12 protein-coding genes and 1 other RNA gene are annotated in these 14,821 nt (G+C 31.4%); 2 read left to right on the top strand and 11 right to left on the bottom strand.

Annotated features, from left to right (window positions below):
* Positions 1-191 precede the first annotated feature (191 nt).
* Positions 192-1,196: an LLM class flavin-dependent oxidoreductase gene (locus CD034_RS05995; protein ID WP_002455251.1), complete on the top strand. Its 1,005-nt coding sequence runs from the start codon at positions 192-194 to the stop codon at positions 1,194-1,196.
* A gap of 98 nt (positions 1,197-1,294) precedes the next feature.
* On the opposite strand, the gene CD034_RS06000 is transcribed toward CD034_RS05995, so the two are convergent.
* Together CD034_RS06000 and cymR are read right to left on the bottom strand one after the other, a co-directional pair.
* Positions 1,295-1,438 (bottom strand): SAS049 family protein, encoded by a 144-nt coding sequence (locus tag CD034_RS06000; protein WP_002448973.1) that lies wholly within the window; start codon positions 1,436-1,438, stop codon positions 1,295-1,297.
* Positions 1,439-1,547: 109 nt separating this feature from the next.
* The gene (gene cymR / locus CD034_RS06005; protein ID WP_002448977.1) at positions 1,548-1,970 is read right to left on the bottom strand and encodes a cysteine metabolism transcriptional regulator CymR; all 423 of its coding nucleotides are present in this window, start codon (positions 1,968-1,970) and stop codon (positions 1,548-1,550) included.
* An 83-nt stretch (positions 1,971-2,053) separates the two neighbouring features.
* Between cymR and CD034_RS06010 the strand changes: the two genes are divergently transcribed.
* The gene (locus tag CD034_RS06010; protein ID WP_002455250.1) at positions 2,054-3,322 is read left to right on the top strand and encodes a replication-associated recombination protein A; all 1,269 of its coding nucleotides are present in this window, start codon (positions 2,054-2,056) and stop codon (positions 3,320-3,322) included.
* A gap of 55 nt (positions 3,323-3,377) precedes the next feature.
* On the opposite strand, the gene CD034_RS06015 is transcribed toward CD034_RS06010, so the two are convergent.
* The 9 genes from CD034_RS06015 to recJ form a co-directional block, all read right to left on the bottom strand.
* Positions 3,378-4,154 carry a tRNA threonylcarbamoyladenosine dehydratase gene (locus CD034_RS06015; protein WP_002455249.1) on the bottom strand — a complete coding sequence of 259 codons (777 nt, stop codon included), beginning with the start codon at positions 4,152-4,154 and terminating at the stop codon, positions 3,378-3,380.
* Between the two features lie 88 nt (positions 4,155-4,242).
* Positions 4,243-4,433: non-coding RNA, 6S RNA (ssrS, locus tag CD034_RS06020), on the bottom strand.
* 214 nt (positions 4,434-4,647) lie between these two features.
* A complete protein-coding gene (aspS, locus tag CD034_RS06025) occupies positions 4,648-6,414 on the bottom strand; it encodes an aspartate--tRNA ligase (RefSeq protein ID WP_002448935.1) in 1,767 nt (588 codons plus the stop codon).
* The gene (hisS, locus tag CD034_RS06030; RefSeq protein WP_002449002.1) at positions 6,414-7,691 is read right to left on the bottom strand and encodes a histidine--tRNA ligase; all 1,278 of its coding nucleotides are present in this window, start codon (positions 7,689-7,691) and stop codon (positions 6,414-6,416) included. Before hisS ends, aspS begins: the two co-directional genes overlap by 1 nt.
* 351 nt (positions 7,692-8,042) lie before the next feature.
* Complete coding sequence (locus tag CD034_RS06035) at positions 8,043-8,918, bottom strand: N-acetylmuramoyl-L-alanine amidase family protein (protein WP_002448967.1); 876 nt, start codon at positions 8,916-8,918, stop codon at positions 8,043-8,045.
* Positions 8,915-9,367 (bottom strand): D-aminoacyl-tRNA deacylase, encoded by a 453-nt coding sequence (gene dtd, locus CD034_RS06040; protein ID WP_002448984.1) that lies wholly within the window; start codon positions 9,365-9,367, stop codon positions 8,915-8,917. Before dtd ends, CD034_RS06035 begins: the two co-directional genes overlap by 4 nt.
* 15 nt (positions 9,368-9,382) lie before the next feature.
* On the bottom strand, positions 9,383-11,572 hold the full coding sequence (locus CD034_RS06045; protein WP_103288201.1) for a RelA/SpoT family protein: 2,190 nt from the start codon (positions 11,570-11,572) through the stop codon (positions 9,383-9,385).
* Between the two features lie 335 nt (positions 11,573-11,907).
* A complete protein-coding gene (locus CD034_RS06050; RefSeq protein ID WP_002448963.1) occupies positions 11,908-12,426 on the bottom strand; it encodes an adenine phosphoribosyltransferase in 519 nt (172 codons plus the stop codon).
* Between the two features lie 21 nt (positions 12,427-12,447).
* On the bottom strand, positions 12,448-14,721 hold the full coding sequence (gene recJ, locus CD034_RS06055; RefSeq protein WP_002455246.1) for a single-stranded-DNA-specific exonuclease RecJ: 2,274 nt from the start codon (positions 14,719-14,721) through the stop codon (positions 12,448-12,450).
* Positions 14,722-14,821: the final 100 nt, after the last annotated feature.

Genomic DNA, 14,821 nt, shown 5'->3' on the forward strand with positions numbered 1-14,821 from the left:
ACACTCCCCACAATATTATCAATGTTCCTATAATAGCACCTCATTCTAAAATTTTCTACCTTCTTGTTTATGAATTAATATATTAACTATTTTTCTTTCAATAATCATTTTAAGTATGAGCAATTTAATAACTGTAATTGTTTTAAATTGTTAAACTATTAGGTAATAAAGATAAAAAGGAGAAATAGTCTATGTCTGATATAAAATTTTCTGCATTAAATTTAGTTCCTATACGAGAAGGTCAAACTGATAAAGATGCAATAAATGATATGGTGGCTTTAGCTCAAAAATTAGATGAATTAGATTATGAGCGTTATTGGATTGCAGAACATCACAATGCACCTAATTTAGTAAGTTCAGCTACATCATTGTTAATACAACATACGCTTGAACATACTCATAATATTAAAGTTGGTTCGGGTGGCATCATGCTTCCAAACCATGCACCTTTAGTTGTTGCTGAGCAATTTGGTACCTTAGAAACCATTTATCCCAATCGTGTAGATTTAGGATTAGGTAGAGCACCTGGTACTGATATGATGACAGCAAGTGCATTGAGACGAGATCAACATAATGGTGTGTATGCTTTCCCTGAAGAAGTAGAACAATTACAAACTTATTTTGGTCCAGGAAATAAACAAGCTTATGTAAGAGCTTATCCTGCGGTAGATAAAAATGTACCGTTATATATACTCGGATCGTCAACTGACTCTGCACATTTAGCAGCTAGAAAAGGTCTACCCTATGTTTTTGCAGGTCATTTTGCACCACAGCAAATGAAAGAAGCAATTGAAATTTATCACGACTTATTCGAACCATCTGAAGCATTAGATAAACCATATATGATTGTATGTTTAAATGCTATCGTGACAGAAACTGATAAAGAAGCAGAATATTTAGCTAGTTCTTTAGCACAAGTATTCATTAGTATTGCTCGAGGAAGAATGCAACCAGTTCAACCACCAACTGATGATTTAAATGGTCTTTTAACACCGAGAGAGTATGAAATGGCAAAACAAAGATTTGATGATTCTCTTATTGGTTCTGAAGAAACTGTAAAAGCTAAATTAGAAGCATTTTTAGAGGAATATGGTGATATTGATGAAATAATGGCCGTAAGCTATATTTATGACCAAGATAGACAATTTGAATCATATGAGCGTTTTAAACGAGTAATTCAAAAATTAAATAAATAATATTGATTAAAACCTGTTGAACATAAATAAATTGTCAACAGGTTTTAAATTTTTCATAAAAAAAGAGTGATGACTAAAATCATCACTCACAATTTTAATTATTTGTTGTCTTTTTTGTCATCTTTACTGTCGTTATTTCCACCAGTATATTCATTAATTTTATCTTTTACTTTATTTACTTGTTCGTTATCGCTATTTTTAAATTTCTCTGCTGCATCTTTTGCTTTATCCATGAATGCCATATTGAAATTCTCCTTTCGAATTTAAGCATTTAATTTTTAATAAGTAAATTTTACTTACTTTAATCCAATACCACAGTAAAAAAGTTTTAAACATAATTAATTTAAATTTTTAAATGTAAAACATATAACCATCTAAATCGTTATCTGATTCTACAAAATCAGCTAAATATTTTAATGTTGTATTATCTAAAACTTCTCTAACAGCATCTCTCATTCGCAACCATAATTCTTTTTGTGCTGGTGGTTCAGAATCTATACTTTCTACAATAGTAATAGGTCCTTCTAATAAGCGAATAATATCGCCAGCTGAAATTTCTTCAGATGGGACTCTTAATTGATATCCACCCTTAGCGCCACGAATACTTCGAATTAATCCAGCATTTCTTAAAGGACCCACGAGTTGTTCTAAATATAAATCACTTAAATGATTTTCTTCAGCAATTGTTTTTAATGATACACACCCTTGCCCCTCTCTTTTTGCTAGGGAAATCATTAAAGTTAACCCATATCTCCCTTTCGTTGATATTTTCATAGTTTTACCTCACTTAATTCGAATAATATAGTCCCATTCTATCATTTTTTCAGTTAATATAGTAATAGAAAGGTGTGAAAAAATTGAATACAGAACCTTTAGCTTCAAGAATGAGGCCTACAAATATAAATGAAATTATTTCACAACAACATCTAGTTGGTCCAAGAGGCATTATAAGACGTATGATAGAAACTAAAAAATTATCTTCTATGATTTTTTATGGACCTCCTGGAATTGGAAAAACTAGTATTGCTAAAGCCATAGCTGGCAGTACTGAATATAAATTTAGACAATTAAATGCAGTAACTAATACAAAAAAAGATATGCAAATGGTAGTTGAAGAAGCTAAAATGTCAGGACAAGTCATTTTATTATTAGATGAGATTCACCGCTTAGATAAAGCAAAACAGGATTTTTTATTACCACATTTAGAAAATGGTAAAATCATTTTAATTGGTGCTACAACTTCTAACCCTTATCATGCAATTAATCCAGCGATTCGCTCACGTGTACAAATTTTTGAATTATATCCACTTGATGAAAAGGATGTATATCAAGCATTAACTAGAGCATTAAATGATGATCAAAATGGTTTAAAATCGTATCAACCAAAAATTGATGAAGATGCACTAAAATATTTCTCTACTCAAAGTCATGGTGATGTAAGAAGTGCTTTAAATGCTTTGGAATTAGCAGTATTAAGTGCTAAAGTTTCCAATAATCAACGTCATGTTACTTTAGAAGATGCTAAAGATTGTTTACAAAAAGGTGCTTTTATCAGTGATAAAGATGGCGACATGCATTATGATGTCATGAGTGCATTTCAAAAGTCTATTCGTGGAAGTGACGTTAATGCTGCTTTACATTATTTGGCGAGATTAATCGAAGCAGGTGATCTTCCAACAATCGTACGACGTTTACTCGTCATTAGTTATGAAGATATTGGCTTAGCTTCTCCAAGTGCTGGTCAAAGAACACTAGCAGCTATTCAATCAGCTGAACGACTCGGATTGCCTGAAGCACGAATTCCTCTAAGTCAAGCAGTAATTGAATTATCACTATCTCCTAAGTCTAATTCAGCTATAAAAGCAATTGATAGTGCATTAAGTGATATCAGAAAAGGCAAAGTTGGACAAATACCTAATCATCTACGTGATGGTCACTATCAAGGAGCAAAAGACTTAGGCCGATCTATCGGTTATAAATATCCTCATGATTATGAGAATGGTTATATTAAACAGCAATATTTACCTGACGCTTTAAAAAATAAAATATATTATGAACCAAAAACAACGTCTAAAAGTGAACAACAATTTAAAATAGTGTATGATAATTTAAATCATAAAAACTAATAAAACCTATGGAAAAGATGATAATACTTCATTCATCTCTTCCATAGGTTTTTTGTTAGTTGTTACCTTTATCTTTAATTCTACGTACAGGAATATCTTTTAAAATATCATTTACGACATAACTTGCACAAATTAAACCTACTGTGCTTGGTACAAATGCATTCGATGATGGAGGCATTTGACCTTTTCGATTTATTGCATTTGCATCTCCAACTGTTTTCTTAACATCTTCACGAATAACTATTGGACTCTCATCTGAAAAAACAACAGGAACACCTTTTTTTATTCCAAGTTTTTTCAACTTGTTACGAATAATTTTTGCCATTGGATCCATGTATGTTTTTGAAATATCAGCAATTTTGAAACGTGTTGGATCTATTTTATTCGCAGCGCCCATACTTGAAATCAACTTGATTCCTCTATCTAAACATTCTTTCATTAAATGGACTTTGTATATAATCGTGTCACTTGCATCGATAAAATAATCAATATTGTAATTATTAAAAATATCTTCATATGTCTCTTCAGTATAAAACATGTGAAGAGGTGTAACTTTACAATTTGGATTGATGAGTTTAATTCGTTCTTCCATTAATGTTACTTTACTTTGACCTATGGTAGTAGTTAATGCATGAATTTGACGGTTTACATTAGTGATATCTACGTCATCTTTATCAATAAGAATAATGTGACCAATGTTAGTTCTTGCTAAAGCTTCAGCAGCAAATGAACCAACTCCACCTACCCCTAAGACCGCTACTGTCTTGTCTTTTAGTAAATCTAGTCCTTCTTGTCCATAGGCTAATTCATTTCTAGAAAATTGATGTTTCATAATTAACTCCTTTACTTAGCAAATATTAATACTATATTAACAGAAAAAAGCAAAAAAAAATACGTAAGGCCTAAAGCCTTACGTACCGATAGAGTCCGTAGTTGCCGTAGTTATAAAAAGCTTGATCATTCGGCCTGCTATATACAGGTGGGTGCCCTGTTTCTTGTTTTGCAAGTCCTCCAAATGAGGCATGTGCGCTGCAAGAAAACCTATTGGGCTCCCTGATCAAAAAGTGTTAGGCCCAAATAAAAAGCAAACATACGAACAACACAGATGACTATCTTATAGATATATTTTATCATAAAGAGATTATTAAATAAATCCTTAAATACTGTATGAAGATATTTTATATTTTAAAATACTTTTAAATATATAAGTTTACATAATATAATTATTGTTATTTAAAATTTAAGTTAGTTTATACAAAAATTGGAACAGAAATTCAATTTCCGTCCCAATTTAGCACTAAATTATTCTATTTTAAAAATGAAGATTAATGACGAATTCTTAACGATAATTCTTCTAATTGTTTATCTGATACTTCACTTGGTGCATCCGTTAATAAGCAAGTTGCAGAAGCAGTTTTAGGGAAAGCGATGGTATCACGTAAATTAGTTCTATTTGTAAGTAACATAACTAATCTATCTAGACCTAAAGCAATGCCTCCATGTGGTGGTGCGCCGTATTTAAAGGCATCTAATAAGAAACCAAATTGATCTCTAGCTTGTTCTTTAGTAAATCCTAAAACTTCAAACATTTTTTCTTGTAATTCTCCGTCAGATATTCTGATTGATCCACCGCCTAATTCGTATCCATTTAATACTACGTCATAAGCATTTGCTTGAACTTTTTCTGGTTCAGAGTCTAGTTTAGCAATATCTTCATCTTTAGGTGATGTAAACGGATGATGCGCAGCAACATAACGTTTAGCATCTTCATCATATTCTAATAAAGGCCAATCTGTTACCCATAAGAAGTTTAATTTTGATTCATCAATTAATTTTAACTCTTTTGCAATTTTAATTCGAAGTGCACCTAAACTTTGTGCCACAACATTTGGCTTATCTGCAACAAACATTACTAAATCTCCAGGTTTAGCACCTGTTAATTCTTTTAATGTGTTAACATTCTCTTCTTCAAAGAATCTTGCTATCGGACCACTTAAGCCTTCATCTACAACTTTCACCCAAGCTAGACCCTTAGCACCATAGATATTTACAAATTCTGTTAATCCATCCATATCTTTACGTGTATAGTTATCTGCAGCACCTTCAGCAACGATTGCTTTAACTTCTCCGTCGTGTTCTACAGTATCTTTAAATACTTTGAAATCCATTTCTTTTCCTAATTGAGACACATCTTGCAATTCCATACCAAAACGTGTATCTGGTTTATCAGAACCATATCGTTTCATTGCTTCATCATATGTCATACGAGGGAATGGTGTTTGGATATCAATACCTTTTACATCTTTTACAACTTTAGAAAGCATTTCCTCGCCCATTTGAATAATATCTTCTTGATCAACAAAACTCATTTCGATATCTACTTGTGTAAATTCAGGTTGACGATCAGCACGTAAATCCTCATCACGGAAACATTTTACAATTTGATAGTATTTATCAAAACCACTAATCATTAATAATTGTTTAAATAATTGTGGTGATTGTGGTAAAGCGTAAAATTCGCCTTCATGTACACGAGATGGCACTAAATAGTCTCTCGCACCTTCTGGTGTAGATTTTGTTAATACGGGTGTTTCAATATCAAAGAAACCATTATTATCAAGATATTGACGAATTGATCGAGTTGTTTGATGTCTCATTTTAAATGTTTGAGCTAATTCTGGTCGTCTTAAATCTAAATAGCGATATTTAAGACGTATATTTTCATCAACACTTTGATTTTCTTCATTAATTGAAAATGGAGGTGTCGCTGATTTATTAATTATATGAATATGAGATACTTGAACTTCTACTTGACCCGTTTTTATTTTTGGATTAACTGTTTCTGGGTCTCTTTTAGTGACTGAACCTTCGACTTCGACCACATATTCTGATCTTACAGTTTCAGCAATAGATAGAGCTTCTTTTGAAAAATCTGGATTGAATACAATTTGTACAATTCCTTCTCTATCACGTAAATCAACAAAAATAAGGCCTCCTAAATCACGTCGATTATGAACCCAACCTTTTAGTGTTACTTTCTGACCTAATAATTCTTCAGTTACTAAACCACAGTATGTTGTTCTTTTACCCATTATTTATTCTCCTTTTCTTTATTAAAGAAACTAACTACTTCATCTAATTGAATTGTTTTTGTTTCACCTGTAGACATTTCTTTAACATCAATTTTATTATTGTCTAGCTCTTGGTCACCTATTACAATCGTATATTTAGCATTTAAACGATCAGCTTGCTTCATTTGTCCCTTAATTTTTCGATTTAAGTAATCTTTATCAGCTTTCACGCCATGTTTTCTTAAATCATTTAAAAGTTTCACACTATATTGTTCAGCTTTTTTACCCATCGTTACGACAAATAAATCGAAATCTTCATCCACATTCAATTCTATGTCTTCTTCTTCAAGTGCAAGAAGTAATCGTTCAATACTAAGGGCAAAACCTATTCCTGTTTGCTTAGGACCATCTAATAACTCAAGAAGTCCATTATAACGACCTCCCCCACATAGCGTAGTAATAGCACCGTCATAATTTGGATTATCCATCATGAGTTCAAATGCTGTATGAGTATAATAATCAAGTCCACGCACTAAATTAGGATCTTCAACATAATTGATATCTAGTTGATCTAAATGATGTTTAACCGCTTCATAATAAGCCTTTGATTCATCATTTAAGTAATCTGTAATTCTTGGAGCATGTTTAACTGCTTCTTTGTCTCTATCAATCTTACAATCTAAGATTCTCATTGGGTTTGTATGCAAACGTGATTGACAATCATTACAAAATGTATCAATGACAGGTTCAAAATGCTTCATTAATGCTTCATTATATTCTTTACGAGATGCTTGGTCTCCTATACTATTAATCACTAGTTTTAGATGTTTTAAACCAAATGATTCATATATATGCATTACCATTGCTAATACTTCTGCATCAATACTTGGATTTTCTGCTCCTATTGCTTCTACACCAAATTGATTAAATTGTCGATAACGTCCTTTTTGTTTTCGTTCGTATCTAAACATTGGTCCATTATAGTAAAGCTTAATAGGTTGATTAGGTTCACCCTGCATTTTATTTTCAATATATGATCGCACTACTGCTGCAGTTCCTTCAGGTCTTAATGTGATACTTCTATCGCCTTTGTCTTTAAACGTATACATCTCTTTTTGAACGACATCAGTAGAATCTCCTACACCTCTTGCAAATAAGTCAGTACTTTCAAATATTGGGGTACGTATCTCTTTATAATTGTATAATTTCATTAATTCATCTAATTTATTTTCAATATATCGCCATTTTGCAGACTCTTGAGGTAAAATATCTTGCGTTCCTCTAGGAATCTTAATCATACAATCACTCCTTCTAAATTGTTGTTAACTATTAAAATTCTTTAATAAAAAAGTCCCTTATATAGCTTCATGCTATATAAGGGACGATATGCCGTGTTGCCACCCTAATTGAGAATAAAAATATTCTCCACTCATCACGTGTAACGTACGCAAACCGGCTTTATTTTATCAAAGCACCTTTTCTTGTGTTCAAAGATACCAATGTACTAGTATAATCTTTCAGCCTAGGATTACTTCTCTTCACAATCATTATGATTGTCCACTATTTCATTAGTCTTTTCAAGAATACAAACGGTATTATTTATAAAGTTCACTGATTATGATACCGATTTTAGGAAAAGTTTGCAAGTATTATGAAGCAAAATATTGCTTTAATCCATCTACGACTGCTTCTTCTACCACCTGTCTATGTAATTGATTTCTAATCATTTTTTCATCAGTAGGATTACTTATATAGCCTAATTCAAGTAACACAGCTGGTTTATTCGTTTGTCTTAAAACTTGATAATTTTGTTGACGAACACCACGATTAGAAAGTAATGACTTTTTTTGAATATTCGCATTTAATATTTCTGCTAATGTTTCTTGACTATTTTGATACCAATATACAGTAGCGCCATTAGCATTATGACTATCTAATGAGTCATTATGAATACTTATAAATACATCGCCTGTCGCTTTTCTATTATCTAAGCTTACATAACTATCATCTGTTCTCGTCAATTTAACATGCGCTCCTGCTTTTTCTAATGCCCGTTTTAATTCAAGTGCTGTTTTCAAAGTATAGTTTTTTTCGAGAGATTTAAGAGCCGTGGAGCTTGAGGCTCCCTGATCACTACCTCCATGACCAGGATCAAGTACCACAGTTTTATTCTTAAAAGGATTTTCCTGTTTATTGACATCAGCTTTAATATTCAAACTCGTATGCCAACCAGCAACCCACCCTTTTTTATCTCCTTTAGCATTTTGGACTTCAATCCATTTTCCTGTAGTCTTTAATTTTTTAAAACTATCTCCTTTTTCAACTTTATATATCACCGGATAGCCTGCATTAGGACCTGTTCTTATTTCTGCATCTTCCGTTATTGTTAGTCTATTACTATCTTGATCATTATGATTCATAAACATAAATAATAATATTATAAAAAGAATAAATAATAACACTACTACTAACGTCAACATATTTTTTAGATCATGTTTAGTTAACCATGTATCTAATTTATTCATATTACTTTGCCATCCTGACTTTCATATATAATCGTTACGGGACCATCATTAATAATTTCAACTTCCATATCTGTCCCAAATTCACCAGTTTGAATATCAATATCATACTTTTGAAGTTCAGAGTTAAACTTATCGTATAATATTTTGGCATCTTCAGGTCGCATGGATTGTGAGAAACCTGGTCTATTACCTTTTTTAACTTCTGCATAAAGTGTAAATTGAGAAATAGATAAAATCGCACCATTAATTTGTTGAATATTTAAATTTAATTTCCCGTTATCATCTTCAAACAAACGTGCGTTAACAATTTTCTTCGCTAATACTTCTATATCAGCTTCCGTCGAATTTTTCCCAACACCTACTAATAAACAATAACCTTTTTCAATTTGGTTATGAATAGATTTATTAGTGACAGATGCTCGTTTTACTCTTTGTACAACTATTTTCATACCTTAGCACCTCTTTTAATTCCATACTCTAGAAACTGTATAAATATCACTCAATTGTTTAAGTTTTTCAACTACACGAAATACATCATTTACATTTTTAACCATAACGCTAATTGTAATGATTGCATTCTTGTCAATATCAGATCGTGCATTCATTTTAATAATACTTCCTACAGTTGAATTTACGGCTTGAATCACTTCATTGAGTAACCCATTTCGATCATATGCATTGACTTCTAAATCTACTTGATAACGTTGTGTTGAATCTTTTGATTTAACCCATTCGACATTAATTAATCTCTCGTTTTCATTTTTAATATTTGGGCAATCTGATCTATGAACTTTAATACCATGTCCTTTAGTGATGTATCCAACAATATCATCACCAGGAATTGGATTACAACATTTAGATAGTTTGATTAAAACATTTTCTAATCCTTCGACATAAACCCCGCTATCAGTAATGATATCTTCTTTAATTGGTGATGTTTTAATGACTTCTTGTGCTTCATTTAATGCTTTTTGTTTATCTTGTATACGCTGTCTTTCTGTTAATTTATTCACTACTTGTAATGCAGTAACTCCACCAAAACCTACTGCAGCATATAAATCATCATCATTGGCAAAATGATATTTTTCGTTAACGACTTCAATATTTTTTTCTGTTAGAATCTCATCAACTCGATAACCTTGTTCTTTAATTTCCGCTTCTACCATAAATTTACCTTTTTCTATATTAGAAGAACGATCTTGCTTTTTAAAGAAACTTTTTATTTTACTTTTTGCTCCAGATGATTTAACAATTTTCAACCAATCTCTACTTGGACCATATGAATGTTTACTTGTGCGAATTTCTATAATATCGCCTGTCTTAAGTATATAATCTATAGGCACAATTTTACCATTAACTTTTGCGCCAATCATTTTATTACCAACTTCGCTATGAATGGCATAAGCAAAATCAATAGGGACTGCGCCATAAGGTAATTCAATCACATCACTTGCTGGCGTAAATGCATATACTTTATCACTTTGTAAATCATATTTAAGTGATTCCATAAATTCTTGTGCATCTGAAGATGTATGGTCAGTTTCTGCAAGCTCTTTTAACCAGTTAAGTTTATTTTGGAAATCTTGTGTTTTAGAATTTATTGTTTTACCTTCTTTATATGCCCAATGCGCTGCCACCCCATGCTCAGCAATTTCGTGCATTTCAAATGTTCGAATTTGAATTTCTAAAGGATCACCATTAGGTCCAACAACAGTAGTGTGTAATGATTGATACATATTTTGCTTTGGCATAGCGATATAATCTTTAAAACGACCTGGCATCGGTTTCCATAATGTATGAACTAGGCCTAAAATAGCATAACAATCATTAATTGAATTCACAATCACTCGTATAGCTAATAAATCAAATATTTGATCAAATTGTTTTTTTTGTTTTACCATCTTACGATAAATACTGTAAATATGTTTAGGGCGACCGCTTATTTCACCTTGGATATTCATTTTATTCATTTCAGTTTGAATTTTATCCATAGCATTTTGAATATATGCTTCACGTTCACTACGTTTTTTCTTCATTAAATTAACAATTCTAAAATACTGAACACTATCGATATAACGTAACGCAATATCTTCCAATTCCCATTTAATGGTATTAATACCTAGACGATGCGCTAAAGGTGCATAGATTTCTAATGTTTCTTTAGAAATACGAATTTGTTTTTCTCTAGCCATTGCTTTTAACGTTCTCATATTATGTAAGCGGTCAGCTAATTTAACTAATATGACACGAACATCCTTAGCTATCGCAATAAATAACTTTCTATGGTTTTCAGCTTGTTGTTCCTCTTTAGAACGGTATTTAACTTTTATTAACTTCGTTACACCATCTACAATTCGTGCAATTTCTTCATTAAACATATTCTTTACGTCTTCAAATGTATATGGTGTATCCTCTATCACATCGTGTAAAAAGCCAGCTACAATTGTTGGTCCATCTAAGCGCATTTCTGTTAATATACCTGCTACTTGAATTGGATGCATAATATATGGTAGCCCATTTTTTCGAAACTGTCCTTGATGTGCTTCATAAGCAATATGATAACTTTTTAAAACATATTGATAATCATCTGCTGATAAATAGGATTTAGCTTTATTTAGTACTTCATCAGCACTATATGGATACTCGTTATTCAATATATGACACCCCGACTTTTTAATATTTCAAATACTCTACCGATAACCGAATCATTGAAAATCAAGACATTTCTTTTCATTACTTAATTAATCCGAGTACCACTCCTATTAATTAAAGATGCGTGAGTATTAATGTAATTTTAACAAAAGTATTAAAATCTCTAAAAGATTAACTTTGGTTTAAATAATAGTTATATAATACTACAAGTTTTTAAATAAATAAATGTGATTAGATTAATGATGATACAACGATAAATAAAAAAGCGAGATAGTATTCAATCTGAATTCCTACACTCGCTTTAAAGTATATATTAATCTAATTACTAAATTAATGACTATTCATCGTAAGAAATTAAACTCATGACATCATAGTCTTTAATTTTTTCCATACCATTTAAATATTTTAATTCAATAATAAAAGCTATTCCAACAACAATACCACCTAATTTTTCTACTAATTTAATAGCCGCTTCAATTGTTCCACCTGTCGCTAATAAATCATCAGTGATTAAAACACGTTGTCCTGGTTTAATTGCATCTTTATGCATTGTTAAAACATTTGTCCCATATTCTAAGTCGTATTCATAGCGAATAACTTCACGTGGTAATTTTCCTTCTTTTCTTACAGGTGCAAATCCAATTCCCATTGAGTACGCAACTGGACAGCCAATAATAAATCCTCTTGCTTCAGGGCCTACAACAATATCAACGTTACGATCTTTTGCATACTTTACAATTTGATCAGTTGCATAACCGTATGCTTCACCATTATCCATAATAGTTGTAATATCTTTGAAACTAACACCTGGTTTAGGCCAGCCTTGTACTTCAGATACGTATTGCTTTAAATCCATTTAAAAATTTCCTCCTATGCGTTACGCTTTTTGAGCTTTAATCCAATTCTTAAGATGTGAAAAGTCATCATAAAGCATTAATTTTTCAACTTCAATTCTTGACTGTCTCGATTTATAAACTTGACTCGACTCAATAGATTGTTTACTTGGATTATCATTTATTTTAATTATACCATTTTCTTCGTAAATAAAACTTAGGTCAAGAAATACTTTTAAAATAAACTTTAAAGTATTTGGCTTAATATTTAAGTATTGACATAATTGTAAACCTTCTTTTTCTAAATTCATTTCTTTCCTAATGAATAGTGCCTTATAACTTTGTTTAAATAGATGACTACTCGGTAACCCCTCGAAATAAATTGAATGTTGATGGTGTAATACTAAATAGAGTTGTGAGTATTCTAAATGTTTTAGAGATTGTTTAACACTATCTAAATCAGTTGGTAAATCACGAAATACAATCGTATTATATGATGAATCAATTGTTTCACCGTAGTGGAAATAATTCTCCCCTAGCTTCTCTTTTTTAGAATGAATGACAAAAGCAACATTTTTAGATGACGTATCAATGTTAAGTTGTTTACGTTTACTTCTATAATCTAATATTTGCTCATTTTGAGTCGCTAAATCTTGTATCATCATTTGAGGTGTCTGATTGCCATTCCACTCATTTATTTGTAAATGTCCTATGATATTGACGGGTTGGCCTAATTCTATTTGTGTAATTAAACCACCATTTTTCCAAAATAAATGTTGTAACTTAGCTTGACCAGTTACTAATTTTAAATGATTTTTATCTTTTCCAATCGCTTTAACATCATTAACTTCTGTATCATCCAATTCAAATAAAGGTTTTTCAAAATCAGTACCAAACGGTTTCAGTATTTTAATATCATGAATATTTGATACAGTAATGTCATCTTCTGAAAGTTTAGTCGTAATATGTTTTGTTGGTTCTAAAGAAGTATGTTTAGAAAGCTGAACCATCCACTCATTTAGTCCTTTTGATAATGCATCAATATTATCAATCTCCATCGTCATTCCAGCTGCCATATGATGACCACCAAATTTAGATATCAAATCTTGATGTGCACTTAAAATTTCGAACATGGACACTTGTTCAATACTTCTAGCTGAACCTTTTGCATGATGTTGTTCTAAATCTATATTTAAAATAAGAGTGGGTAAAGCATAAGTTTCTACAATTTTTGAAGCCACAATACCTAATACTCCCTCATGCCATCCTTCTTTAGCTAAAAGTAAAAATTTGTCGCCATTTTCAACTTTTTCATTAGCCATCAATAGGGCTTCTTCTGTTATTTGAGCTACAATATCTTTACGTTCAATGTTAAATGCCTCTACTTGTTCAGCTAAAAAATTCGCCTCTTCAGAATCTTCTGCCATCAGTAATTCCGCTGCTAATGACGCATCTTCTAATCTACCTACCGCATTTAAACGAGGTCCAATAATGAAACCAATTGTTTCTTCATCTATCTCATCATTAAATCCTGCTTGATTTAATAATGATTGAATTTGAAATGGACAGGATTGATTTAAATATTTAAGACCTTCTTGAACAATCGTTCTGTTTTCATCAGTCAGTGACACTAAATCTGCAATCGTCCCAATAGTTGCAAGAACTATGAAATATTCTGGAGGATGATCTATTAAACATTGCGATAATTTGTATGCGACACCGGCTCCACATAAATATTTAAATGGATACTCAAATTCTGGATGCATAGGATGAATAATGGCATATGCTTTTGGTAATGTACGGCCTATTTCATGATGGTCTGTAACAATTACATCGACTCCTAATACTTGTACCATTTCAATTTCTTCATGACCTTGTATTCCATTGTCAACTGTAATAATAAGTGATACGCCTTCATCGTAAGCATTTTGAAAGGCGTATTTATTTGGGCCATAACCTTCGCTAAATCGATTAGGAATATACCAACCGACTTCAGCGCCCAATTTCCGCAGTGTTTGAACTAATATCGTTGTAGATGTTACGCCATCGGCATCATAGTCTCCATATACTAATATTCTTTCATTTTTATCAATCGCTAAATTAATTCGATCAACAGCTTTTTGCATATCACTCATTAGCCATGAATCATGCTTTTTATTTGTACCATTAATTAATGTATTTATCTCATCGTACTGTGTAATCGATTTACTTTCTAAAATCTTTCTTACAATAGGAGATAAATTAAATTCCTTAATAATCTCAGACGATATATTTTGTTTAGGTGCTTCATAAAGCCATTTATATTTAGATTGAATCATAAAGTTATCCTTCCTTTTTCCACAAGCAATTATACCTAAAAAAAGAATAAATAAAAAGAGGAAGAAACACTGAATTCAATTAGAATTCTTTTGTTTCTTC

Source organism: Staphylococcus hominis subsp. hominis, assembly GCF_002901845.1.
In the GTDB taxonomy this organism is placed as follows: domain Bacteria; phylum Bacillota; class Bacilli; order Staphylococcales; family Staphylococcaceae; genus Staphylococcus; species Staphylococcus hominis.

Coding starts and splice junctions, on each gene's coding strand:
- hisS (WP_002449002.1), bottom strand. CDS start 7,691: ATGATTAAGATTCCTAGAGGAACGCAAGATATTTTACCTCAAGAGTCT.
- CD034_RS06050 (WP_002448963.1), bottom strand. CDS start 12,426: ATGGATTTAAAGCAATACGTATCTGAAGTACAAGGCTGGCCTAAACCA.
- aspS (WP_002448935.1), bottom strand. CDS start 6,414: ATGGGTAAAAGAACAACATACTGTGGTTTAGTAACTGAAGAATTATTA.
- dtd (WP_002448984.1), bottom strand. CDS start 9,367: ATGAAAATAGTTGTACAAAGAGTAAAACGAGCATCTGTCACTAATAAA.
- cymR (WP_002448977.1), bottom strand. CDS start 1,970: ATGAAAATATCAACGAAAGGGAGATATGGGTTAACTTTAATGATTTCC.
- CD034_RS06015 (WP_002455249.1), bottom strand. CDS start 4,154: ATGAAACATCAATTTTCTAGAAATGAATTAGCCTATGGACAAGAAGGA.
- CD034_RS06035 (WP_002448967.1), bottom strand. CDS start 8,918: ATGAATAAATTAGATACATGGTTAACTAAACATGATCTAAAAAATATG.
- recJ (WP_002455246.1), bottom strand. CDS start 14,721: ATGATTCAATCTAAATATAAATGGCTTTATGAAGCACCTAAACAAAAT.
- CD034_RS05995 (WP_002455251.1), top strand. CDS start 192: ATGTCTGATATAAAATTTTCTGCATTAAATTTAGTTCCTATACGAGAA.
- CD034_RS06000 (WP_002448973.1), bottom strand. CDS start 1,438: ATGGCATTCATGGATAAAGCAAAAGATGCAGCAGAGAAATTTAAAAAT.